The organism is Bradyrhizobium sp. Rc2d (assembly GCF_900099855.1).
Classification (GTDB): Bacteria; Pseudomonadota; Alphaproteobacteria; order Rhizobiales; family Xanthobacteraceae; genus Bradyrhizobium.
The window spans coordinates 227,636-251,851 of record NZ_FNCU01000003.1; the positions used below are offsets into that span (position 1 = coordinate 227,636).

Annotated in this window: 24 protein-coding genes; 12 read left to right on the forward strand and 12 right to left on the reverse strand. The window is 57.8% G+C overall.

Going from position 1 to position 24,216, the window contains the following annotated elements:
* Window positions 1-4: 4 nt before the first annotated feature.
* Both BLV07_RS07215 and BLV07_RS07220 read right to left on the reverse strand, forming a co-directional pair.
* The gene (locus BLV07_RS07215) at window positions 5-1,453 is read right to left on the reverse strand and encodes a M16 family metallopeptidase (RefSeq protein ID WP_349524420.1); all 1,449 of its coding nucleotides are present in this window, start codon (window positions 1,451-1,453) and stop codon (window positions 5-7) included.
* 242 nt (window positions 1,454-1,695) lie between these two features.
* The gene (locus BLV07_RS07220) at window positions 1,696-2,406 is read right to left on the reverse strand and encodes a hypothetical protein (RefSeq protein WP_244550996.1); all 711 of its coding nucleotides are present in this window, start codon (window positions 2,404-2,406) and stop codon (window positions 1,696-1,698) included.
* A 1,158-nt stretch (window positions 2,407-3,564) separates the two neighbouring features.
* Here BLV07_RS07220 and BLV07_RS48645 point away from each other — a divergent pair.
* Complete coding sequence (locus tag BLV07_RS48645) at window positions 3,565-3,750, forward strand: hypothetical protein (RefSeq protein ID WP_091881765.1); 186 nt, start codon at window positions 3,565-3,567, stop codon at window positions 3,748-3,750.
* Window positions 3,751-3,984: 234 nt separating this feature from the next.
* Here BLV07_RS48645 and BLV07_RS50280 read toward each other — a convergent pair whose 3' ends face one another.
* The 10 genes from BLV07_RS50280 to BLV07_RS07275 form a co-directional block, all read right to left on the reverse strand.
* Window positions 3,985-4,341 (reverse strand): hypothetical protein, encoded by a 357-nt coding sequence (locus BLV07_RS50280; RefSeq protein ID WP_502689892.1) that lies wholly within the window; start codon window positions 4,339-4,341, stop codon window positions 3,985-3,987.
* Window positions 4,342-4,543: 202 nt separating this feature from the next.
* On the reverse strand, window positions 4,544-5,053 hold the full coding sequence (locus tag BLV07_RS07235) for a tetratricopeptide repeat protein (protein WP_091881767.1): 510 nt from the start codon (window positions 5,051-5,053) through the stop codon (window positions 4,544-4,546).
* 106 nt (window positions 5,054-5,159) lie between these two features.
* On the reverse strand, window positions 5,160-7,277 hold the full coding sequence (sctV, locus tag BLV07_RS07240; RefSeq protein WP_091881770.1) for a type III secretion system export apparatus subunit SctV: 2,118 nt from the start codon (window positions 7,275-7,277) through the stop codon (window positions 5,160-5,162).
* An 8-nt stretch (window positions 7,278-7,285) separates the two neighbouring features.
* On the reverse strand, window positions 7,286-7,714 hold the full coding sequence (gene sctY, locus BLV07_RS07245; protein ID WP_091881773.1) for a type III secretion apparatus assembly chaperone SctY: 429 nt from the start codon (window positions 7,712-7,714) through the stop codon (window positions 7,286-7,288).
* Window positions 7,715-7,716: 2 nt separating this feature from the next.
* Entirely contained in the window at window positions 7,717-8,253 is a 537-nt protein-coding gene (locus BLV07_RS07250; RefSeq protein ID WP_091881776.1) for a hypothetical protein, read from the reverse strand.
* Window positions 8,254-8,286: 33 nt separating this feature from the next.
* On the reverse strand, window positions 8,287-9,177 hold the full coding sequence (locus BLV07_RS07255; RefSeq protein WP_091881780.1) for a SctD/MshK family protein: 891 nt from the start codon (window positions 9,175-9,177) through the stop codon (window positions 8,287-8,289).
* Between the two features lie 115 nt (window positions 9,178-9,292).
* Window positions 9,293-9,526: a nodulation protein NopA gene (locus tag BLV07_RS07260; RefSeq protein WP_084674877.1), complete on the reverse strand. Its 234-nt coding sequence runs from the start codon at window positions 9,524-9,526 to the stop codon at window positions 9,293-9,295.
* A gap of 71 nt (window positions 9,527-9,597) precedes the next feature.
* A complete protein-coding gene (locus BLV07_RS45975) occupies window positions 9,598-9,894 on the reverse strand; it encodes a hypothetical protein (protein ID WP_130212201.1) in 297 nt (98 codons plus the stop codon).
* A gap of 866 nt (window positions 9,895-10,760) precedes the next feature.
* Window positions 10,761-12,560, reverse strand: coding sequence for an HrpF/NolX family T3SS translocon protein (locus tag BLV07_RS07265; RefSeq protein ID WP_502689893.1), 1,800 nt, complete (start codon window positions 12,558-12,560; stop codon window positions 10,761-10,763).
* Between the two features lie 1,498 nt (window positions 12,561-14,058).
* Window positions 14,059-14,760, reverse strand: coding sequence for a secretin N-terminal domain-containing protein (locus tag BLV07_RS07275; RefSeq protein ID WP_091881788.1), 702 nt, complete (start codon window positions 14,758-14,760; stop codon window positions 14,059-14,061).
* 190 nt (window positions 14,761-14,950) lie between these two features.
* Between BLV07_RS07275 and BLV07_RS07280 the strand changes: the two genes are divergently transcribed.
* From BLV07_RS07280 to BLV07_RS07330, 11 genes are all read left to right on the forward strand, one after another.
* On the forward strand, window positions 14,951-15,472 hold the full coding sequence (locus BLV07_RS07280; protein ID WP_091881791.1) for a nodulation protein NolB: 522 nt from the start codon (window positions 14,951-14,953) through the stop codon (window positions 15,470-15,472).
* 17 nt (window positions 15,473-15,489) lie between these two features.
* Window positions 15,490-16,344, forward strand: coding sequence for a type III secretion system inner membrane ring lipoprotein SctJ (gene sctJ / locus BLV07_RS07285; RefSeq protein ID WP_244551018.1), 855 nt, complete (start codon window positions 15,490-15,492; stop codon window positions 16,342-16,344).
* Window positions 16,345-16,365: 21 nt separating this feature from the next.
* Window positions 16,366-16,986 carry a nodulation protein NolU gene (locus BLV07_RS07290; protein WP_091881794.1) on the forward strand — a complete coding sequence of 207 codons (621 nt, stop codon included), beginning with the start codon at window positions 16,366-16,368 and terminating at the stop codon, window positions 16,984-16,986.
* Window positions 16,983-17,606, forward strand: a complete 624-nt coding sequence (gene sctL / locus BLV07_RS07295; RefSeq protein ID WP_091881797.1) for a type III secretion system stator protein SctL — start codon at window positions 16,983-16,985, stop codon at window positions 17,604-17,606. Before BLV07_RS07290 ends, sctL begins: the two co-directional genes overlap by 4 nt.
* Entirely contained in the window at window positions 17,603-18,958 is a 1,356-nt protein-coding gene (sctN, locus tag BLV07_RS07300) for a type III secretion system ATPase SctN (protein ID WP_091881800.1), read from the forward strand. The genes sctL and sctN overlap by 4 nt, the downstream gene beginning before the upstream one ends.
* Complete coding sequence (locus BLV07_RS07305; RefSeq protein WP_091881803.1) at window positions 18,934-19,470, forward strand: hypothetical protein; 537 nt, start codon at window positions 18,934-18,936, stop codon at window positions 19,468-19,470. Before sctN ends, BLV07_RS07305 begins: the two co-directional genes overlap by 25 nt.
* A gap of 57 nt (window positions 19,471-19,527) precedes the next feature.
* Window positions 19,528-20,583, forward strand: coding sequence for a type III secretion system cytoplasmic ring protein SctQ (gene sctQ, locus BLV07_RS07310; protein WP_091881806.1), 1,056 nt, complete (start codon window positions 19,528-19,530; stop codon window positions 20,581-20,583).
* Entirely contained in the window at window positions 20,576-21,241 is a 666-nt protein-coding gene (sctR, locus tag BLV07_RS07315) for a type III secretion system export apparatus subunit SctR (RefSeq protein WP_091881809.1), read from the forward strand. The genes sctQ and sctR overlap by 8 nt, the downstream gene beginning before the upstream one ends.
* A gap of 1 nt (window position 21,242) precedes the next feature.
* The gene (locus BLV07_RS07320) at window positions 21,243-21,518 is read left to right on the forward strand and encodes an EscS/YscS/HrcS family type III secretion system export apparatus protein (RefSeq protein ID WP_025038819.1); all 276 of its coding nucleotides are present in this window, start codon (window positions 21,243-21,245) and stop codon (window positions 21,516-21,518) included.
* Window positions 21,519-22,214: 696 nt separating this feature from the next.
* Window positions 22,215-23,030, forward strand: coding sequence for a type III secretion system export apparatus subunit SctT (gene sctT / locus BLV07_RS07325; RefSeq protein ID WP_091881812.1), 816 nt, complete (start codon window positions 22,215-22,217; stop codon window positions 23,028-23,030).
* Window positions 23,027-24,064 carry an EscU/YscU/HrcU family type III secretion system export apparatus switch protein gene (locus BLV07_RS07330; protein WP_091881815.1) on the forward strand — a complete coding sequence of 346 codons (1,038 nt, stop codon included), beginning with the start codon at window positions 23,027-23,029 and terminating at the stop codon, window positions 24,062-24,064. The genes sctT and BLV07_RS07330 overlap by 4 nt, the downstream gene beginning before the upstream one ends.
* Window positions 24,065-24,216: the final 152 nt, after the last annotated feature.

Below are 24,216 nucleotides of genomic sequence, written 5' to 3' on the forward strand. Positions count from 1 at the left end.
ATCACTAGAGCGTCTCCCCGTGGTTTGGCGTAGACTCTTTGATGAGATAGCCGGTCACCGATCGTTTTTTGTCGAGCCATTTCCGCACGGCCTCGTGCACCTGCTGTGCACTGACCGAGCGGATGCCATCCGGCCAGCCGCGAATATCGTCGATGCATAGTCCCGTTGTCAGGCCGCGGCCATACCAGCGCGCGAGCATTTCCTGATTGTCCTGGGCGTAGGTTATCTGCGCGATCAGCCGCGTCTTGACCCGATCGAGATCTTCGGTGCTCGCGGCATTACGCGTAATGTCGGCGATTACCTCGTCGATGGAGCGCTCGATCTGGCTGAGTTTGACGCCAGGTTTTGGTATGGCAGAGATCGCGAATTGCGAGGGATCGAGCGCGGCAGAGTGGTAGCTCGCTCTGGCAGCGACCGCGAGCTGCTTTTCGACCACCAGCGAGCGATAGAGATATGAGTTGACGCCGCCGCCCATCAACTGCCGTAGCACGCCAAGCACTGGACCCTCGCCGGCGGCTGCGGTGCGAGCCGACGGTACGAGATAATAGCGGTGCAGGGCTGGCTGCTCGACGCGGGAATCGGCCAACGTCACTGTGCGCGGCGCCGCCGGCGTCGGCTCCTGCGGCCGCAGGCGTTCCAGGGGAATCGTTGGTTGCGTGGGGATGGCGCCAAACGTCTTCTCCACCATCGAGCGGACTTCCTTGGGGGCGACGTCTCCAGCGACAATCAGGATCGCGTTGTTCGGTGCATAGAAGCGCTTGTAGAAGGTAAGCGCGTCCTCTCGGGTAAGCTTTTCGATTTCCTGGCGCCACCCGATAATGGGGCGACCGTAGGGGTGGTTGAGGTAAAGCGCCGCCATCATCTGCTCAGCGAGCCGTTCACCTGGACGGTTAGCGACGCTCTTATTGAATTCCTCCAGCACGACGTCGCGCTCGGACAGCACGCTCTCATCTTTGAGAATGAGACCGGTCATGCGGTCGGATTCAAATTCCATCATCTTGCCGAGGTGCTCGCGCGGCACGTTCTGGAAGTAGCTGGTGTAGTCGAATCCGGTGAAGGCGTTCTGATTGCCGCCGGCACGGAGCACGGCCTTGGAGAATTCATTCGCCGGATATTTGGAGGTGCCCTTGAACATCAGGTGTTCGAGGAAATGCGCAAGCCCCGATTTGCCAGGCGGCTCGTCGGCGGAACCGACCTTATACCAGATCATCTGAGTCACAACGGGTGTGCGATGATCCGGGATCACGACCACCTCCAAACCGTTCTGAAGCGTGAAGCTAGCTGGTCGATCTGATCTGATCGTGTCGGGAAAGACGCTACCCTCTTCAGGAAGGTATAAGTCAGTGCTATCATCCGTTCCGTGCTTGACCGCCGGCGCGGTGCGCCTCGTCGAGTCGGAGGCTTTAGCGGCGGTACCTCCCGCCTTGGCGGTGACCGAAATCCGGTTCTTCATGGCATCGCCTTTCGTTCCATACTGATCCACGTTTGTGGCGGACAAATCCGACAAAGCGGGGACCCGCACGTCGTTTGGCAAAACAGCAGAGCAAAGGCCGGACGACATGTCGTGAACACGACATTGCGCACAACGCGTCAGGACAACTTGGCGTTACTGATAGAATGGAAACTAAAAGGTGGATTGAGCGGCGATATGACGGCCGTGCAACTCTCGGCAGGCTCGCTGTTACAGATCTTGCTCTACACGATGAGTGGCTTGGCAATATTTCTCATGGTCGCGAGGCGGGAGTCGGCGAGCAGCTCCTTGGAGTACACTGCGCCGAAGTAGTCGAGGACGAAGGTGCCTGAATAACGTAGATTATCGGCCGCACGGATTAGGTTATCGAGAATTGTGGCGGCTTGGTCGATGCGGTCGCGATAGCGTGCGCGGATAACGTTGACGGCGTTCATCGAGTGGACCGCCTCGTCGGCAATAACCTCCCGCAGCCAATGATGGAACGTGTTGTTCCCAAGGGCGTCATAAAATGGCTTTTCTGCTGCATAGGCGCGGCAAGTGCACATCTCATCAAACGCGATTATAACCATTAGGGAGAATTCGTCCTTCAGGTGTTCAACGATCGGACCAAAATCATGCGTTCGGGCCTCCAATCTCGCCCGAAGATCCTTTTCCGATCCGTCAGCCACAAGTTCAATGATTCGGATGAATCCGTCGGTGTGGCGCTCTTCGTCAATCGCCCAAGCGTTGAAGAATGCCGCGGCTTCATCGGAAGCAATAAGATTTCGCGCCACTAATTCTTGTTTCAGATAACGGGCGTCATATTCCGTGTACAGATCAGGCCACAATTTGTCCCAACGTGCACGGACAGCCGACGGCTCTGCGGCGAACATCGCTGGCGTAAGAGCATCGAATAATTCTTTTGGACTCCAGTTCCGTCGAAACGGCGTGATCATCCGAGTGCCCCTAATCGCGTACGGTGCAAGCGCTGCGGCGCAACATTGTTGTCATCTGTTGTCAGCCGTACGCTCGCACAGCATATGCTACAAACAAACAAAGGATGCCGTCGTCTCCTTGTTTTGGTAGGCTGATGCCCAAAGGCCTTTCGGCTGGCTGACGCCTCCCCTTGAATGGCGCAGTAGCCTTTCATGATACACACGACCGCAAAACCAGGGACACTCGTCATTGCTAGTCGCCCGTCCAACACGGCCTCACCTGACTCCGGCGGGGCCGCCATGCTGAAAGGCACCATAGTTTCAGCAAATCCACGACGCCGCCTGTTGAGGGGTAGGACTGCGGCACTCACACGTGGCATCGGATGGGAGGCCCGGGCCCCAATCGGATGTGCACCAAGGGGTGGTTAGTCTGCGAGATCCCGGCCGTTAGCCTCGTTCCCATAGCCTTTTACTTTTCGGCACTTGCGGCGATACTATTTGAGATGAGCATCGATGAGTATCTCTGGCCTTCTTCGATTCCCCTTAATTCTCGGCGAATCCCTGTGCACTTCCGCCGCGCAAGCGCATCGCTAAATCAAGTAAACCGAGCCACGGAAGGTTATGCGATTACCTACACGACCTCGTAGATCGCCTAGGGTTGCGAGATTAAGAGGATTTGTCACTAAGCAGCACTTCGGTTGTCGACCGGCGAGGTAAAAACTGCTCAGTCTCGCTAGCTTCGATGAGACGGAGGAAGTCACAGTTGTGTGCCGTTTGCTGTTTATGGAGGCAAGGGGATGCCGACAAAGCACCGGCCCTCTTCGTCCTTCAAATCACGAATAAACGGATTGCCCATTACTCTTGAGGATTCGAAAGACAGGCCAGATCGCAGTCATCTGATTGAGATTGCAAGCCGAGACGTGCCTCGTTCCGTTAGCTATTTCTACATTCCGCTATCCAACCAATAAACTGAGACAACGGGGTGCAGAAGCGCCCGGATGGAGCACTGCCGAGCCGGCTTTTATGTGGATGTGCTCCTTGTGGAAGACGTTCATTATCGGGCCTCTCATGCCGGCAAGATTCTGCCAACCATTCACGCCTTCCACTCCGATCGCTAACGGATCGAAAACGGTTTTCGAGCAAGTTCTTGCCCGGGATAGCAGGGGAGGAGATCCACACATGACCGGACCGGCCGTTATGGAAAACGTGCGCCGCTATCGCGCGATAGCTTCGTTGTGCCGTCAGTCCGCCGCATTTCGGCCAATCCAACGGGACTCACTACTAGCGCAAGCTGCAGAGTGGGAGGAACGCGCGATCGCGGAGCTCGAGAGATACTTTAGTTCCTCGGCCGCATGTTTTCGTTGACGGCAGCGGGCGCTTCGCAGATCTACGATCGAACAATAAGTAAGGTTCACGAGGGAGAACGGTGGCCAGATGATCCGGTTGCGCAAGCCAGCCCTGGTGAAATCATGTCGGCGTTGGCGCTACTGTCTTCAGCTGCGGCAAAGATATAAGCTGCCTGCTCGCGCATTTGGCATCTTTGTTCTTGTTCCACTTGTCGCCCCGCTTGGCGGAATCCAGGCGCGATCATCGAGTTACTTACCTCAGCAAAACCCAACGCTGCTGCGCGAGCTTTCGCTGGGCGATTGAATGTGTAGAGAGGACGAGTGGTTCGTCGCCATCGAGCCGGAGCTGTCGTTCCAGGAGGATATCGCCTGGGTTGTTGGCCAGCGGATGAGTGACCCTGAGATCTATCGTCGAGATGCTGTCATCTCGTCCAGGAAACTTATCGCGCTCGACGGAACACTTTGAGATATCAACCGCTGGCGGCTCGGAAACGAGCGAGTACGGCGGGGTTGCCATCCAAGATCGACCGGAGGAAGAATTCGATGGCGCCGAATTCTTAGTAGAGACTATGTCCCGGAAACGTTTGACTACCAGTTCAGTGCGAGCCATTGTTCGTGGGTCGGTCGCGGATACATTTGGCGTGTGGTTGAGTTACTGATCTGGTTATACATGCCGGTTTCATTGTACGAACTGTCGCTTCGCCGGGAATTTAACTCTTGAGCCTCCACGGCGGCTGATAATCGGCTAGCTCTCGGTAAGCTGACAGAGAGGCACCGAGCAACTGCGATCCGCTCTTGTTCGTTGGCTACGTCTAACGGTACGGTGCGTGCCGGCCATCCGCTTGCAGTTGTGGGCCCGGATTGCCGTTCTGCGTCGTCCCTTCAAGGGCGAGCGACAGCTTGAGATTGTTGCTCAACATCGGATTTGCTGGGTCAATTGCCAGAGCTTGGCGGTATAGCGTTTGCGCCTCGTGATGGCGGCCCTCGTGATCGAGCACAACACCTTTGGCATTCAGTGCGCGTAGGTCGCCGGGTGCTGCAAGCAAGATGTTGTCGAGCACCTCAAGCGCCTCATCAGGGCTTTCACGCATCAGCAGGCCCCGCGCAAGAGGAATCGCTGCATCGACATTATCCGGTCGTTGCTTCAGCGCATCGCGCAAAGCCTTCTCGTCAGCATCCTGACCGAGGGCGTGAGAGATGCGCTCGCGCATAGCTGGATCGACCTCGTTGGCCCCAACCAGCTCTGCCGTAGACGCCGGCTGCTGTGAAAGACCCGACTTGTGCGAGTTAGCGCAACCCGCGAGCAGCACGATGACAAGCATGGGGAGAAAGGCCGAGCACGAATGGCGACGAAAGTTACGCCAGCGCCGCAGAACATTAATCTTACATGAATTCATAAGCGACCTCACGACCACACACCTGTGCTCGTCAGCCAGCCGCAGGGAGGAGGTCACGATGCCCGCCTGTAGGAGTCTTGTCCTTGCCAGGCGCAAGTTTGACGGAGCCAATCGGCTGGACGGTGAAATCCGAGGCGAGATCCTGATACGAGAGAACAGGTAGGTCTATTCCATTGCGGGTGAGAAAGCCGCGGACGAAGCGCCGGATATCCATCGAGCCCAGGATAACTGGCTGGTTCTGACTGCGCGCGATGCTCGAATGGATCTGGCGAAATTGTGAAAGTAGCATCTCGCTTTGCCGATCCTCCAAAACGAGGTAGGGACCGACAGCGGTCTCGCGCACCGCACCTCGCACGATATCCTCGGTCTCACGCTCGACGATAAAGGCCGCCACAACACGATGGGCGTTGGCATAGCGGTGACAGATCTGCCGCTTCAGACCGGAGCGCACATATTCGGTGAGCAGTACGGCATTTTGCTCCCGTTCGCTCCATTCTGCAAGCGCCTCCAGAACCAAACGGGTGTTCCGGATCGGGATGCCCTCGTCCAGCAAGCGACGTAGGACATCCGCGATGCGAGGGATCGGTGTCGTGCGCAGCACCTCCTTCACCAGATCGGCATATTCCTGCTCCATCCGGCTAAGCAACTGACGCGTTTCCTGAATGCCCACCAGGCGCTGTGCATAGCGTGTCAACGTCGACTGGACGCGCAAGGCGATGATTTCGCTCGTACGGTGGTGCCCTATTCCGGCAGCTTTGAGAGCAGGCGCATGGCCTTGTTCGATCCAGATCCGATTCGTGTCTGGGTCCTGCCAAAAGGGGATCCCGCTCAATTCAATGTTCGCTACGTCGTCGTTAAGTAAGAGTTGTGTCGGGTCAATGGCGCCCTCTTCCACCGGCACTCCTTCGACATCCACCCGGAATTGCGATTGGGCCAGGTGCTGTGCGCTTTGGGCGGGAATGCGTGGAATTGTGATGCCAAGATCAGCTGAAACCAGCGCCGAAACCCGTGCGACGCACTGCTCGAGTTCCCCTACGTCGATTGCCTGCATCAGGCTCGGCGCCAGCAACAGCGTAATCGGGAGTGCCTCCGCGGGCACGGTTTGCTTCTGACCTTGTGCGGAAGCGGGAGCCGAACCGGTGGGACCGGCGCTGGTCTTGGGAGCGGTCTTGCCCTCTTGCACGCCAACCTTGAGAAAGCTGGCGGCGGAGAACAGCGCGGCCAGTATGACAAAGGGGGGCAAAGGGAAGCCAGGAACGAATCCCATCACAAGCAAGACACAGGAGGCCAAGCGTAGCGCTTGTGTGCTGGCCGTAAGTTGGTTGACGATATCGGCGCCGAGATTGAGTCTGGAAGGACCGTTGACACGAGTGACAATGGTTGCGGCTGTAATTGACAGCAGCAGGGCCGGAATTTGCGAAATGAGCGCATCACCGATCGTCAGGATGGTGTATTGATGCATCGCCTCCTCGAGGGACATGCCCTTGGAGAGCGATCCGATCGTGATGCCACCCAGCATGTTGATGCAGATGACTATTAGTCCGGCTATGGCATCGCCCTTCACGAATTTCATGGCGCCGTCCATCGCGCCGTGCAGTTGGCTTTCTCGCTCCAGCGCGCCGCGCCGGCTGCGGGCTTCGTGCTGATCGATATGGCCGTTGCGCAGCTCCGCGTCGATAGCCATCTGCTTGCCCGGCAGCGCATCGAGCGTGAAGCGCGCCGATACCTCCGCCACCCGTTCGGCGCCCTTGGCGAGAACCATGAACTGCACCATGGTCACGATCAGGAATATGACAATGCCGACGGCGATGTTGCCGGATATGACGAAATCGCCGAACGTATGGATGATGCTGCCGGCATCGCCCTCGGCTAGGATCAGTCGCGTCGTTGCAACGGTAAGAGCGAGACGAAAGACGGTGGAGATCAGGATGACGCCCGGCAGGGACGAAAAGTCGAGCGGCGTGTTGAGATACAGGGCTACCATCAACAGCAATATGGCAAATCCCAGATTGAAGCCGATCAGCATGTCGATCACGACGATCGGGATCGGCATGATCATCATTCCGATCGCCAGAAGAAGCATCAACGCGACCATCAAATCCGGGTGAGCCGGCGCGCGCGTGATGAGATTTCGTAGAAGGTTGGCCATGAGAAGCCTTATTGTTGTTTGATTGCAGCTGTGCTGCCCCGCAACAAAACATAGCGTTTGAAGACGGCTTGCGCTTCGGTGATGCGGCCAGCGTGACGCAGGGCGTGGCTGCGCATCAGCATCAAGGGCGGAGCCGAAGACGGCTCGTCATCCAGTTTGTCCAGCCTGTCCAATACCGACAGTGCTTCGTCACCGCGACGCTCCGAGATGAGAGCGTAGGCCAGGATGCGGAGCAGGCCGATGTCTTGAGACTGTTCGTGAGCGACCAGCCGTAACAGAGCCAGGCTCTTGGCGCTCTGTCCGCACGCAAGGTAGACATAAGAAAGCACGCAGAGCAAATCTCGCTCCGGCCCGGAGATCAGGTCGACAGCGCCGGCTTCGGAAACGATTGGCGGCTGTGTAGATGTGAAGTGTTGCACTTTGTCTGGCCCGACCATCGCTAGCCTTTGATCAAGCCGTTGTGACTCTGCCGGAGCAGGATTAAACGTTGCAGTTCCAGTTGCAGAAGGGCGGCCCCTTCACGTGGCACCAAATCCTCTGGCGCGGCTGATAGCGTATCAGCCAAACGCTCCAGAAGAAGGCCGTGTTGCTCAGGACGCAGAACATGCGAATGACGTAAGCGCGGCGTCACGAAGGAGAGCAGACTGTGCGCGAGATTGGGCTCATTAAGCCAAGCGAGTTCCGAGCCTGGCTCGATCTGACCTGGCGGGGCGCGCGCCTCGTCGAAATTGATGCGCGAAACTGCATCGATCGAACTGAGTTCGAGCGCGCTCTCGATCGTGGCGTCCAAGCGATCCAGCACGTCACTATGACGAGAAATCGAGGTGTGGCTCTTGTCATCATTGCCACGCGTCCGGTCAATCCCGATGGACTTGGCTCGAGAATTGACCGGCGTGATGGCAGATGCATGATGATCAACGTTTGGCTCCTGAAAAGAGGTGCCGGGCTCGACGGGATTCGGGGGCAGCCTAGTCATGGCACTTTGCTTCCTTACCTACGGCCTAAAACGCTAATAGGATAGAGTGGCAAGCCGGCCATCCCGGCTCAGCAGAACACGCCCTTCCTCAATCCCGTAGACGGTCCATCCATTGCTCAAGAGCGCGCCGACGAAATACTTTTGACCAGCAATGACAATATAGGGGTCGCTCCCGCGCCAAACAGCTTGGACCCCAATTGCGGGAGGCGTCTTCTCATTCTTGATAGCCACCGCATTGACGAGCGTATAAGCGCCATTGCTATTGTGATCAAACCGCTGCTGGACGTCTCGCCATGTGGCGAGCGAGGCGGGCGTCACGGTGCCGTCGGCGGTGACAACTCCCGCCCCAGAGCCGACCTTGATGCCGACAAGGCCCGCTCTGTCAATTTCCTCTTGCAGCCGCTCGGCAGCTGCATCGGTGGCCAGAGCATCAGGAGCGCTGAGCGCCAGCTTGGGTGCAATGTCCGTAGCAGGGGACGACGGACTTGACGCCACAGTGGTGTCGGTCTGGACAAAATTGAATGAGACTGCGCCAGCCGCGGCAGAGCTGATCAGGACCAAAGCGAGAAACGCGAGCGATATACGCCGGCGATCGATGGAGCCAGCTTGTTTGTAGTCCTCGATCGTCCAGCGAATGGACATCGCCCCGGCATGCAAAACGACAGGAAGAGGGACAACAATGGACTCGTTCGGTAAAACAGTCTCGTGCCCCTCGATCCTAACGTCCCTCGCAAGGGCCTCGATCTCGATTGAATTGGAATGGGGGGTGACACGAAGATGGTGCGGTTCGAGGCCTTGTTCGACGAAGATTAAGTCAGCATCGAGGCTGCTGCCAATCAGACACGATCCGCCCCCAAGTTTACTTGTCAGCCCGGAGTAACAGCCCGACAACACTTCGAAATGCGGGCAATTTGGTTCATTCACGGTCGGTTTCCTGAACAGCGAACGGAACCGTACGGCAAAACCGTACGGCCCGTTGCGACTTCACAGACTAAGCAGCCGGGGAAAGTGGGGCGGCGACGTCGCCCCATCTCATCCCTTACTGCACCCGCTCATCGGCCGCTTTCTTGACGGTCGAGAGCTCGGTCGAGACGACGCGAAGTTCCACATCCCTCTCAGCAGCTTTTGTGCTGGTCAAAGTCAGAGCGGCGATTTGCCGTTGGAATGCCGCCTCTCCAGCAGCTTCAGCAGCCGTGGAAGCGGCTGCAGCAGTAGCGGTGCCGGCTGCCCCACCTGCAGTCGAGGTATGAGACGCACCAACATTTTTAGTCATACTATTCTCCTGTGTGCTCGAATTGCGCCGCGACCTGCGGCTCCTATTTCCTAACGTCGCAACATGCGGCGTCAGGAATCCTCCTCTGTCTCGGCCATGACGTCGTCGAAATGGCTCATTGCACTATTCGCAAATTGGAGAGCAACGGCTCCCAGGGCGACGCTGAACGCTTGCTGCATAGCGGCTTCTTGCGAGTTGCCGCCCGGAGTGGACGCGCCGCCGTTTACGGGAATGTTTGCATCAGGCGATCGGGCATGATCGTCGCGCTCGCCAGGCTTGTGAGATTCTTTTTTGCCGCCGTTTTTGCCGCCAGCCGCATGCAGGTCAGCATCAACGTGCCCAGCGGCGCTAGAACTCGTAACGCGCATCGGGTTCTCCTATGTCAATTCAATCGTGCCAATGGAGGCAGTTTCCGCCCTCCACTATGCAAGTATTAGCTTTCGACAAGCTGACGAGTCGTAGAAAATGCAATGAGCCGCTGGTCGATCATCATTAAACGTCTTTCACCAGCCGACCGTATTTGAACAAGTTACTCGCGAAAGCTGGAGATCAGATCGTTAAGACAAACAATCGTTTGTGGAGCTTGATCGGGTGAGCACGTTGCTCATCGTTTCGAAAGCTTCAATAGGCGAAATATCAAAGCCGCCACTAATAAAAACGTTTTGAGGCCGACGTGCTGCAATCTCGGGCTCACGTCCCTTGCGATGCCTCCGAGCTCTTTCGACAATTTGCTTGCGGTCAGGCGAAGCGGCATGGAGCTTGACCTGGCCGGGAGCGAGGCGGAAAACCAGAGTGACGGCCGATTCAGCGGCCAAGAGCGGTCCCTCGGTCCTGGCGGGCCCATAGCAGATCCGTCAATCGCGACCCAAAAGAGCCCTTCGACTTCTACCGCTCTGGACCAATGTGCTCTCGATCTCGCGCAACAGGCAGGCTCCGCGGCTGCCGGTCTGTCGCGTAGTGTTAATGCATCGCGCTCTTGACAGGCGGGGTATGCAGTCGATGGAACTTCACAGCGGCAGACTGGGCTTGAGGTCGGATTCGGGCAATCGAGTGCGGCCAACATAGTTTGTACGCAGTGAAGAGCCGAAATAAGTTCCTCGGAGTCGGGGCGGTCTCAAGTATGCTGGTAGAGCTTGCGCGACCTACTGCTCGGCAGAGAGGCCCAACCGCGCGGAGGCCGCGCTAGCTCGATTAGCGTTTCCAGCGTGATCCTGAGAAGATAGCGTCGCTCCGACTAGGCGTTAGCGCCTGCAGCTTGCAAGCGCTCGGACTCGATGCGAGCCTTCAGGTTATTCAGATAATCCTCCGCGTAGGACTGGGCCACCGAAACCGGCAGGTTGATGCCGGCCGTCGCGGCTTCTTGAATTGCCTGCTTCACCAAGCCTTCTCGCATTGCTAATTTGACCTCAGGTCCGGCGATGCAGCCCACCGCCTGTGCCGCAAGGCTCAGCCCGGCTTCTTCCAGCGCTTGCTTTATGTTGCCGCCACTGATGGCAGTGTGAAGAAGATTTGCAGCTTGCGCCTCGGCTTCGAGCACCATTGACGCCAGATCGGCCAATTCACCCAAGCCTGGAATGAAGCCAAGTACACCGACTGCTGTCGCGGCCCAGTCGATTACCTTAGAGCCAACTTTGAGCACGTCATCAAGTGCGTGCATGAAGGCACCACCGTTCTTTTTGGGAGACTTGATGTCGGGCTGGTCTGCCATGCCCATCGTCATGTCCGCGACCGCGTCCTGCTCGGCAGGCGTTCGGACGGCATGCGTCTTCACTTGGTGAACGGTGCGGTTCGCACCCGACATGTTGTTGAAGAACTGGTTGAAGTCGCTGTTGCTGATGTTGCCGGAATCGACCGTATGGCCGCCGCCGAAGTCGAAGAACTTGTGGTGGGTTTTGTAGCCCGTAACCGCGTTGTTCATCAACCCAAACAACACAGGATCGGAGAGCAGCTGGGAGGCCGCCTTTCGCACCTCGGGCGCGAGGCTCTTATCATCGACCATGCTCGCCAGCTTTTCCCGGGTCAGGTCACCCTTCCCGAAGAAAGCGTTTTGGTTCTTGCTGATCGTATTGAGCGTATCGAGCTCGGCTTGCGTGAGATTCATCGATGATGAAGCAACCTGCAGGAAGTCCTCTTTGTGGACCTTGTCTATCGAGCCACCGTACAACTGCTTCCATTCATCCGGGTGGTCGAGGAAGTATTGAGCGGCCGCGAGGACCTGTGGCGGGCATTTGCCGGTTTTAGCTTCGCCGTCGACGATCCGCTTGAAATCCGCAAGGCTCAGGTTCTTAGGCAGGTTGTCGGCATAGCGATAGAGCTCGCGCAATGCATCGGTCTGGGTCATAACCGATGGACCGCCATTCCGGGTGCCGTCGGAAGGGATATAGTTTTGCGTATAGCTCTTTGCCCGCTGCTCCTGGAAAGCAGCAACCTGAGGGTGGTGATCGGAGAAGCCGGAGAGATCACCTGCTTTGATCTTCCCGCCGCAGCGGCCGTCACCTTGCGAGCCTATCGCATAGAAGAGCTCTGGGTCCCGTTGCAAGGCCTCGATCGCCGCCTTTAGATCCGGCGGTGTGGAGGGATCGTTGGCCAAATCTCCAAGAGATTTCCAATCCAGCGGGCATTTATCTTTGTGTCGGTTCAGCACCGACACAATCTGCAGCTCGGCATCAGTCAGCGTGCCGCTGTTCCACGTGATCCTGGAGCTTTGTACGGGTGCCTCTGCAATCTTCGGGGTGCTCGCAGCGGAGGAGGACTCCGCGGAGGATGGCTCTGGGGCCTGCTGACATGCGTCCAGTGCGGCCTTGATCTCCGGCGGGAGGATGTTCCGCACCTCCTGCGTGAGTTCCTCCGTCAGCTGCTTGGCTGAGTCTGCAGCCGCCGGATCCTGTGGTGTGGAATGGTCATCGGCATTGTCTTTCAACGAGAAACTAGCCAGCATCGCCTCGAAGTTTGAAAGATCCCGCGCCGATGAGGGTCCGGGGGCCAGGCCGGACAAAGTCGAGCTGGCGGTTAGCGATAGGTTGTTGACTGACATTATACGTCCTCTGATTTGAGATCGCACCACAAGCCGGTCATGTGGCGCAGCCCGAGAATCGCGACGAACAACGAGCAAGAAATGTCGATAGGCTTCGATGGCTCCTACCACTTGCTTCCGATTGCTCAGTGCGCCCCCAGCGCTCAGTTCCGCTACAATCTATAGGCACATCGCCGTCTAGATATTCACGCCATATGGTAGGTTCGATTAGCTTTCCAAAAGCTGACGGCGCTCAGAGGTTTCACAACGAGACGCGCAATGATGGTATGAGATGCGGTGATGGGTTCTCGATATCGGAATCGGCTTGCTTGTTATGCTCGATCGCTCGCCTCCGGGCCAACTAGGTCGAATTAGCGAGGCCGAGTCTGCCGCTCTGCGGATGGTCACGTGCGCTGATTCGTGAAACAACGTCGCAGGTCTCCGCAGCATCTTATGGTGAAATCACCCACGCGTAGCGACCTCGCGCCTGCGCCCAACGAGAGTGTTGGCGCTTGCGTAGATGCTGCGGATCGTATTGCCCCGAGCGGATCGAAGCTCAGCTGCGTTTTGCATTCTTCATGTCATCATACTTAGCCGCTTGGCGATTGTTCGCTCGAATCTACAGGCCAAAGGGAGGGTCCAGCGACGGTTTGAGACGGATTAAACCTTCTTCTCGCCATTCCGCCGTGTGAGGCACACCCAGGATGGTGAACGTTGTTGTCCGGACACCCCTGGCAGGTATGAGATCGCGGCTTCTTAGCATTTCGATCTGAGCGGGCGTAGCTGTTTGGCCAGTGAAGACCCAGTCGTCCTTGGCGCGACGACCGTTCGCCATGGCGAAATCTCCAATTTCCGGCGGAGCAACCCCTGCGTGCAACGTGGGCCCGGCTTGAGACGGTCCAGCGTGAGGTGACCCGGCCCGCATGAGCCAAGGCTCAAGATCTTGCCAAACAAGGTCGTTGCCGAAATCGGAGGCGTCCGCGCGGTGTTGAGCGATCGGCTGTTGGGAATTGGACCGCTCGCCGCCGCTCAATGATGGCTCGACACGCGATGATCTGGCTCCGAGTTCCTGCCAAATTAGGTCCTGGCTGTATTCGGGTATTTCATGCAATGCCATTAGTTCACGCTCAAACTCCCTTAGACCGGCGGGCGACGAGCACGAGTGGGACGCTGGGCTGTTGTCCGCCGGGCTTAGCGCGTTGAAGTCCATCCTGCTCCTCCTTTTGGACAACGGAGTGGCTTTCATTCTTGTGCGACGAAGCTCAATTGCATGACGGACTTCGTGGTGTTGTTCAAAAGCTCGCATGGGGCGCTAAAGTGGCAAAGCGCTCACCGATGCTGCTGGCCAGAATTCTGGTTCGCATCCGTGGCTCCGGCCTGGACGTTTATTGCGCCACCCTGCGGCATCGGTCATCTACACATCCGCGCTCTGACAATGGCAGCAGTAGCTTTCGAAAAGCTGACAGAGGGCATAAGCAGACGCATTGCATCTCTTCCTAGGCCATCCGTTGTCATCAGGTCATTTCTTACCTGCATCGGGTGTGTGGACCACGCCGTCTTGATGTGGTGCCTCCGGCGAAGGAGCATCATTCGGTCGTCCTTCGCGAATGACCACGCTGGAGGATCCCCGAAATAGCATCAAAACCGACTCGTGCGGCGGCTTTTCGGCCCCGCTCGAGTTTCGCCGTGCCTGTGCCTCCGCCGCAAGTCCTTTTATTGTTTGCTCCACAAGCGCGACAAAGCGGGGTGGACCAGAGGCGAAGACGAGGCCATCTCCCGGTACGGGTCTCACGATGTAACGCTCGTCGGAGATGTTGAGCGCATCGAGTGCCGCCTTGAACGCATCAAAGCTGATTGGACTTAAGACCAAAAGGCGGCTTTGCGCCTCATGCGCATCGGATACGTAGAGCACCAGCCCATCGTAGTACCATTGAAGATTGTAGAGATTGATCAACCGTTCGAGGAACTCTCGCGGTGGGAGATCCGGCATTCGCCCGCGAATCCGCCCCTTCACCCCGGTGCTGACATTGACTCTGATATTTAGGTTGTTGCCGAATTCCTGCAGTGCGGCCGCGAGGTCCTGATCCAGAACTGTGTAACTATAAGGCGTCGATGGCAGCGCCAGGGGAGCGCCGAGCGCCTCGACGACGCCCAAGCAAATGAAAACACCAGCATAGAGAACTTTCTTCAAGATGTGCAGCCTTGTGGATGGGATGAGCATTCCTGCTATTTTTACACTTGAGAACAAGCACCGGAATTCGTCCCAAAATTTGGAAGCCGATGCTTCGTGCCAAATTGGAAGCTAACCGTGATCATTAGATGACAGATGCTCGTCAGTTTTTGGTCAGCTTGCTTCTCTAAGGTGCGGCCCATTCGTGTGAACGAACGGCTCATCTCACCACGTGACAGAAATGATTTCCTCCATGTTGTTTGGCGTTACGTCGATCTCTGCCAACTCCGTCGAGTGTGCCTCCAGCGGCTGTTCGCCGGCACACGCCCAGTTTGTCGAGAGTCTTGCGCAGGCGGCCTCGAACCAAGGTGGCGCCTCTTCTGTGACCGAGCGCGCGCCAGCTCCATCGCTGCCGGAGGTGCAGCGCGCAGTCACGCCGGCGAGCCCGTTCGGCGATCGCGTCCTTCAGAGCATTTCTGCTATTCACCAGGGCAAACCATTTCCGTCGGGCGCAGTTTCGCCGACGCTCGTCGGCGAGCCTGATCCTACCAAGAGTCTCCAGCTTGGGCCGGCCGCGCAACCGGTCTTGCGTGTGCAGCAAGCCGAGGTACATCCAGCGGGCAAACCGGAAGATGCGGATCATTTCGACTCGGCGCTGGCGAGTCTGCGGGATGTTTACAACGGCGTCATCCAGGTTTCGCTCCTCTCCAAGGGGACAGGTGCTGTCAGTTCATCTCTGAACAAGCTTCTATCGGCGGGCTGAGCGGGCCGTTGGCTGTCTTGACGAAAGACAAGATCGGTAATGGCCGGCCCGCAAGAAAGCGGCTTCATTCTCTCTTCCTGTTGCTGCTTTTGCTGACCCTCGCCGGTTGCAAAGCTGATCTGTATACCAAAGTTCAGGAGCGTGAAGCCAACGAGATGCTTGGGCTGCTCCTGAGCAAGGGCGTCGATGCCATCCGTGTCGTCGGCAAGGATGGGACCAGCACAATTCAGGTGGAAGAAAAGCAGCTCGCCTACTCAATCGAGCTGCTGAATGACCAGGGCTTGCCGCGCCAATCCTTCAAGAGCCTTGGTGAGGTGTTCAAGGGGGCGGGCCTCGTTGCCTCTCCGGTTGAGGAGCGAGCCCGCTACGTCTATGCTCTCAGTGAAGAATTGTCGCGCACGATCAACGATATCGATGGGGTTCTCTCCGCCCGTGTTCATGTCGTTCTGCCGAAGAATGATCTTTTGCGACAGGATGCAACCCCGTCCTCGGCGTCGGTTTTCATTCGACACGCCTCCAACGCGAAGCTCTCAGCCTTGCTGCCGCAGATCAAGATGCTCGTCGCCAACAGCATCGAAGGTCTATCGTACGACAAGGTGGCCGTCGTGTTCGTGCCGGTTGAGCGGGCTCAGCATGAGGTCTCCGTTGTGCCAGCGGCAGCTTCCGCCGAACCAACCAAGTTCATCGCAACCCACATTGCGATTGGTGCAGGAGGTGCGCTCGCCGCGTTGGGCATTCTATCTTACGTGCTGCTGAGCACACGTGGGCGACAGCTTCGTCAATCCTGGCGCAAAGTGACAAATCTCGGCAGAGGTGCCAGCAAGCCAGCGGTCCAGTCCGCCGGCAAAAAACTGTCCTCCGATCCGAAATAGGCGGCAAGCAGGTCCGTATCGATGGCATCCACTGACCCAAATCATTCACTCAACCCGCATTCCGATCGCCTGCGCGAGCTTGCCGCTTTGATTCATCCCGACCGGTTTGCCAGCCATCTTGATGGGCTCCTGTCGGCCGCCACAGTGCTGCAGTTGCAGAAGACTCCGAGACTGCAGCAAAGACTGGTCGAATTGCTGCTGGGCAGTGAGCTGGTCTCGAACGGAACCGACTGGGGTAGGGACGTTCTGCTCGGGCATGATCCGCGTCGGGCGGCCCTGCTCGCCGGCAGTATCTGGCATGCCCGTTCGGTGCTCAAGCTTGTGTCAAAGCATGATGTAGCGATTCTGATCAAAAATATTGGTGCGGAAGCTCATGCTTTCGCAATCCGACACGTATCCAGCGCCGTCGCAACCACATCGATTGGCGATCCGCAGAAGTTGGCGAGCCAGATTGAACATGACGGATGTGCCTGCCTGGGTGCTTGGCTCAAGGACGCATCAGAGCTTGACCGTGTGCGCGTTCTTTTCCGTTTACCTGTGGGAACCACCGCCGAATCCCCAGCAGCCGAACACCACAATTCAGCAGGTCAGTTACTGTCTTTGGTGGTGGCCCATTTGGCCACGGAGGAGCCAGCGGCATGACGACCGATGAAACAGTCTTGCCAGATAGCCCGCGGATACGGCCGCTTGGTCCGCTCATACCAGCCGCGGAACTTGGTATCTGGTACGATGCGGTGCAGACGCACGCGCTAGCCGAGCGATATCTGCGGCAGGTTCGCAGTTGGGCAAGGAAAGCCTATCAGCAGGAGCGGGAGCGCGGCCATCGCGAAGGTCTTAGGTCAGGCTCGGACGAAATGGCACAGCTGATCGCCCGAGCTGCTTACGATGTGGCCCGGCGAAAAGCCGTTCTGCAACAGGAGTTGCCACAGCTCGTGATTGAGATATTGACCGATTTGTTGGGCTCCTTTGATCCGGGTGAGATGTTGGTAAGGACCGTTCGTCACGCCGTCGAGCAAAGATATGGCAGCGCAGAAGTATGCCTTCACGTCTCTCCTGTGAATGCTGATGCACTAAGGCATGAATTCGTGGCGTTCGATGGAACGGATGGTCGGCCGAAAGTCAGAATTGATCCGGACCCGGCCGTGGGGCCCGACCAGTGCGTTCTGTGGAGTGAGTTCGGCAGTGTCGATTTAGGGCTTGCCGCGCAGCTCCGCACATTGCGTCTCAGCCTTAATCCATCTTCTCAGGAAAGCGATTCGTGACGACGCAACGATCAGGCCATGATCAAGCGGCCGGAGAAGGAGATGTGCATGCGGCGATAGCATCTCTAAGATTCGCAGCAAAGGATGTCGATACGCGTGCCGTGCGGGGACGGATCACGCGTGCGATCGGCACCTTGCTCCATGCCGTGTTGCCAGGGGCCCGTATTGGAGAACTTTGCCTGTTGCAGGATCACGCTTCCGGATGGTCACTTGAAGCGGAAGTCATCGGTTTGCTGCCGGACGGGGTGTTGCTGACGCCCATTGGCGATCTGGTGGGCTTGTCCCACCGCGCGGAAGTGCTCCCGACCGGGCGCATGCAGGAGGTGTCAGTCGGACCCGACCTGCTCGGCCGCGTGATCGATAGCTTCGGCCGTCCACTCGATGGCAAGGGGCCGATAAAGACGGTCCACAAGTGTCCGCTCCGCGGCAAGGCGCCCAACCCGATGAGGCGGCGTGGCATCGAGCAGCCGTTTCCGCTCGGCGTTCGCGTGCTGGATGGACTTCTGACGTGTGGCGAAGGTCAGCGGATCGGAATCTATGGAGATGCCGGTTGCGGTAAGTCGACGCTGATGTCGCAAATTGTAAAAGGCGCGGCCGCCGATGTCACCGTGGTTGCGCTCATAGGAGAGCGTGGACGCGAGGTGCGTGAATTCATCGAACGTCATATTGGAGATGCCCTCGCTCGCACGATCGTTGTCGTTGAGACGTCCGATCGATCGGCAATGGAGCGGGCGCAATGCGCTCATATGGCGACCGCACTCGCCGAGTATTTTCGTGATCAAGGGCTGCAGGTCGTTCTGATGATGGATTCGCTGACGCGCTTTAGCCGTGCGATGCGCGAAATCGGCCTTGCCGCAGGAGAACCTCCTACCCGGCGCGGCTTTCCTCCTTCCGTCTTTGCGCTGCTGCCTGGTCTGTTGGAGCGTGCCGGTATGGGCGAGCAGGGCTCGATCACGGCATTCTATACCGTGCTTGTCGAAGGTGACGGCACGGGCGATCCGATCGCCGAAGAGTCGCGCGGCATTCTCGATGGTCATATCATTCTTTCGCGCGCGCTGGCCTCGCGAGAGCATTTTCCTGCCATCGACGTGCTGTCGAGCCGAAGTCGTGTCATGGATGCGGTCGCCTCTGGTCCACATCGCAAGGCGGCATCCGTCTTCCGCGATCTGCTCTCGCGCTACAATGAGGCTGAGTTCCTGATCAAGGTCGGTGAATACAAGCCGGGCAGCGATCCACTGACTGATCGGGCAATCGATTCAATCGAGGAACTGCGCGCATTCTTGCGCCAGGGACAGGACGAGCCATCTAGCTTTGAGGAGACCGTTTCATGGATGTCGCGTCTGACGGCCTGAATCTCGTGCAAGCGTCGAAATTGCGGCTGGTGAAAGACATGAGAGAGCGAAGCGCGCTTCGTGAATTGTCGAACATGGAAGCCAGGCGCCGAATTGCGGTCGAAGCGCTGCAGCGAGCGTCTGAGAATCTTGAAGGCGCGGAGAATCGTCGCGCCAAGGTCGAAGCTGAACTTTATCAGGAGCTGGCGTCGCTCGAGACGATGTCCGTGACCGAGCTCGATCGTCGCTGTCAACTCGTCCTTGGGCGACTGGCAGCAGAGATCGAATCGGCACGCCAGGCGCGTGAGCAGGCGCGCATCGCGCATGAGCAGGCTCAACGGGCAGTGAATGGGGCGCGGACCATATTGGCCAAGCGTTCGGCGGCGAGCCAGAAATGGGAGGAGATTGAGGGCAATGTCCAGCGCACTACCGCTGTCCGTTCGGAATGTGCAGCCGAAATCGATGCCGGCGACGAGGTTTTGCTCCGATATCAGGGTGGTTCGCGCAGCCAGGCGGTCGGTGGCTCGAACTAATGGCTGGTTCTCTTATGACGTCGCGAGCTGCGCCCGTGGAACCTGTCGGTAAATACCGTGGGTGAACCCGCACTATTTCAGCCAGCGGTAAAGTTGTCGCATCGCGTGGTCTCGTGGATCAACGAGGTCGCCGCCCCGCGCACGGTTCTGCAGAGCCGCCTTGGCGATAAGCCGGTATCGATCCGTATAAACCGGCTTGTTTGGCAGGCCGAGCCATATGCCATGTCGATGCTCGACTGCGTATTTTGCGCCGGAGGCGAGACCGCCGTCTTGTCCTTGCCCCGCGTTCTCGTTGAGGCGCTGATTTCAACGGTCCAGTATGGCCTTACTTTACCTTCCGACCCAACCCGCTCGCTGCTTCTCGAACTTGCTCTGGAAGCTTGGCTCGCTCGATTAGAGATCATGCTCGCGCGGAATTTGCAGCTGATCCGCATCGAAGACGCAACGGCCAAAGACCCCTATTTGGAGCTCGACGTTACTTTCGGACCAGTGGCGGCCAAGGCCCGCCTGTTCTTGTTCGCGCCACTTGACGGTCTGGTTCCGTCTGCGTTTCGTGTGTTAGGCGAGTTGATCGGCCAGTTACCGCGAGATTTAGGCAAGATTTCTTCGGAATTGCCGGTCCTGATTGCGAGAGAGATCGGCTCGCTGCGGGCGCCCGTCAGCCTTCTTCGTCAGGCACAGCCCGGCGACGCACTGCTGCCCGACGTCATTCCATTTGCCCATGGCCAGCTCATCCTCGCTGCGGACAAGTTGTGGGCGCCGGCGCAGGTCGCGGGCGACAGACTTATCCTTCGGGGACCATTCCGCCTCCAGTCCCATCCTTTAAGGTATGCAAATATGACGATTCGCCCCCAAGCGGAGCAAGCAATCCCGCCCTCAGAAGCCGACATCGACAGTGTTGAGATCACGCTTGTGTTCGAATGCGGCCGCTGGCCCATCCCGCTGGGTACGTTGCGAAGCATCAACGAGGGGCACGTGTTCGAGCTTGGCCGGCAGCTGGACGGTCCGGTCGACATTGTCGCCAACGGTCAATTGATCGGCCGCGGCGACATCGTACGTGTCGGTGAAGCGTTGGGCATCCGGTTACGTAGCAGGTTGGCGGTCAATGGTTGAAATTCAACCGAGCATCCTTGCGCTTGTTGCGGCGACCGTCGGCCTTGGCCTGTTGACGTTCGCAGTCGTCACAACGACGGCGTTCATCAAGGTTTCCGTCGTTCTCTTCCTGATCCGCAACGCGCTCGGCACTCAGTCCATACCACCGAACATCGTTCTGTATGGCGCTGCATTGATCCTTACCGTGTTCATAGACGCCCCGGTATTTGAGCAAACATACAACCGCGTGAACGATATGCAACTTCGTTACCAAACCGCCGACGACTGGTTGACCGCCGCCAAGGAGGGCAGCGAGCCGCTGCGCGCCCATCTCAAAAAGTTCACCACTGAGGAGCAGCGCACGTTCTTCCTGTCGTCGACGGAACATATCTGGTCGGAGGAGATGCGCGGCAACGCAACAGCCGATGATTTTGCGATCCTTGTGCCGTCCTTTTTGATCTCGGAGCTTAAGCGTGCGTTTGAAATCGGTTTCCTTCTCTATCTTCCGTTCATCACAATTGACCTGATTGTGACGACAATTCTGATGGCCATGGGCATGTCAATGGTGTCACCAACAATGATATCCGTTCCTTTCAAGCTTTTTCTGTTCGTCACAATCGACGGCTGGTCACGGCTCATGCACGGATTGGTCTTAAGCTACGCATCTCCCGGGAGTTGAGATGGACGAGGCCAGCATCCTCACCCACCTGAGCCGATCACTGGTCCTGTTCATGATCTGGGTTCTACCGCCGCTCCTGGCAGCCCTCGTGGCCGGATTGGGTATCGGCATCGTGCAGGCAGCAACCCAGCTCCAGGATCAAACCTTGCCGCTTACCGTGAAGCTCCTCGTCGTCGTCGCCGTGCTCGTTCTGTTTGCTCCGGTGCTGAGCGCGCCGCTGATCGAGCAAGCGCAGCATATCTTCACTGAGTTCCCCGCGCTCACAGCGAGATATTAGTGCGCGGAACGCAAGGCTGTCTAAGTTTTAGCTATAGCGCGCGTTTGTCGGCCTTCATTGTGAGCCACAAAAGGCGAGTTCGTCAGCTTATCGAAAGCTCGCCTCACTAGCATGAGACGGATAGATATCCGAACTGTCCTGTTCGGCTCCGTGAGCCTGCCGTATTCGGAGAAAGAATGACCCCATTTGGAAGTTCTATCCATTCGATTTAGGTTTTGCTCACGACGTGATGGAATCACCTGCTGAGACCTGGTCCTCGATGCATTGCCTGGCGAGTTGTCGACGCAGTGAACGGGCGAGCCGCTTTGATTGCAAGCGGCCCCACGATTCTGGCGTTCTGGTGAATGAGCCTGCGAATGAAGGCGCGCTCGAGACCGATCTCCATAGACTGCGAAATTGATACAAGCTTCGAGGCCCTCAGATCTCCAAACCGCGCTGCGGCCGGTGAGAGCGGAAGAAGCTTGGCTTGTAGGCCGCGCAGCGGCACGATTCGCCGGTGCTCTCATCGAATGGTCATACCTCTGCGCTTGATGGCTGTGGTCATATGGATGGTTGAAGCCGAAGTCATCTGCCCTGTGGGAGGCCTGTCGCTCTGCAACCGCTGGAACACGAGATCTGCAGAGTTCTTGACGTCTCACATCATGGCGACGCGAGTGCGACGGTTGCATCGCTGAAGGAACGACGAGCTGAGCTCAAATGGATGCCTTGTCACCCGCCGAGACGCAAACTCTGATTCAGACTGCTGTCGAGTTCGTCGTTGCGGCCGGGCTTGGCGCGGCCCGGGCCCTCGGCATTATGCTGGTTCTTCCGGTATTCACACGACCGCACATTAGCGGGATTATCCGCGCAAGCGCGACGGTTGTGATTGGATTGCCTTGCTTGATGCAGATCAGGAACGGCTTGCAGACACTAGATCCGGGCACCCGTTTGATTGCGGTCTCGCTCCTCGGTTTGAAGGAGATATTTATCGGCCTGCTGTTCGGTTTTCTGCTTAGTATACCACTTTGGAGCATCCAGGCCGTTGGTGACATCATTGATACCCAGCGCGGGATCTCGAGCCAGGTGGACGATCCTGCGACACGTAGTCAAGCCGCCCCGATGGGGCTCTTTCTCGGGACTGCCGCGGTTACGATCTTCGTTGTATCAGGAGGTCTGCAGACCATGGTCAGATGCCTCTATGGAAGTTATCTGATCTGGCCCGTGTATCGGCTGCTACCGCCCCTGACCCACCAAGGGGCAATGGAGTTTATCGGGCTTCTCGACCATATCATGCATACGGCCCTCGTGGTCGCCGGGCCCGTGCTGGCTCTGCTGCTTCTGATCGACGTATCCCTCATGCTGCTCGGGCGCTTTGCGCCGCAAATCAAGCTGAACGATCTCTCTCCGACCATCAAGAATGCCGCCTTTGGCATCATTATGGTCAGCTACGCCGTCTTCCTGATCGAATATATGGGAGCAGAGATCATTCAGTTCAACGGCGTGCTGGAGTGGCTCGGGAAGTTCTTGAAATGAACGACACGAGCGAAGAGAAAAACCTTCCACCAAGTCACAAGAAGCTGAGAGACGCGCGTAAGAAAGGGCAGAGCCCGCGCAGCGCCGACTTTGTGACCGCGGCAAGCCTTTGCGCTGGTTTCGGTTGCCTGTGCTTCAGGGCGGGCTCGATCGAAGACGGATGGCGCGAAGCCGTGCGGCTCATCGACAAGCTGCAGGAACAGCCCTTCAACAGTGCGGCTCGGCAGGCGTTGGTCGAATTGATGGACCTTTCTATAACGGCCGCGGCTCCCATCCTAGGTGCGGCGGTGGTTGCGGCGATTCTGGCCGGTGTGTTGGCCGGCGGCGGGCTGACGATTTCAGGTGAGCCGCTTAAACCCAGCTTTGAGAAATTGGACCCCGTCAAAGGGCTGAAGCGGATTTTTTCCCAGCGGTCGGTTGTCGAGCTTGGAAAGTCTATCGTCAAAGTTTTGGTTCTTGGCGCTACGTTCGTTTTCACTGTGCTCGCAAGTTGGAGGGCGCTGGTATACTTGCCCGTTTGCGATTTGAGCTGCTTTGGTCTTGTCTTTAAAGAGCTCAAAGTGCTGATCGCGATTGCTGCTGGCGCTCTTCTGATTGGCGGCTTGGCCGATCTGCTCATTCAGCGTTGGTTGTTCTTGCGCGACATGCGCATGACGCAGAGCGAAGCCAAGCGCGAGTCCAAGGAACAGGATGGTAATCCGCAGATCAAGGGTGAACACCGCAGGCTCCGCCGGGAGTCGGCGAACGAGTCTCCGCTGGGCATCCATCGGGCGACAGTGATACTGACGGGGCGAGCGACATTGATTGGGCTGCGCTACGTTCGGGGCGAGACCGGCGTCCCGGTACTGGTGTGCCGCGGTGAGGGCGAAACGGCTTCACAGTTACTGGCGCAGGCGCGCGCCCAACGTCTGAGCATTGTCGAGGATCATGTCTTGGCCCGCCAGCTGATCCGAAAAGGTGCGATGGGCAAGGCCGTTCCGATGGAGTGTTTCGAGAGGGTTGCAAAGGCAGTCTTTGCCGCCGGCCTAGTCTAGCGTCGCGTAAAACAGCGATGCGCTCAAATCTCTGGTCAACGACCCAACTGTCCCAGAACCTGATCTGCAAGCTGCACGATCCCAAGAAAAGGACCGAGCAAAGATTGGATGCCAGGAGGCTCGTCGGCCGATTCCAAGACTGATATGGACAA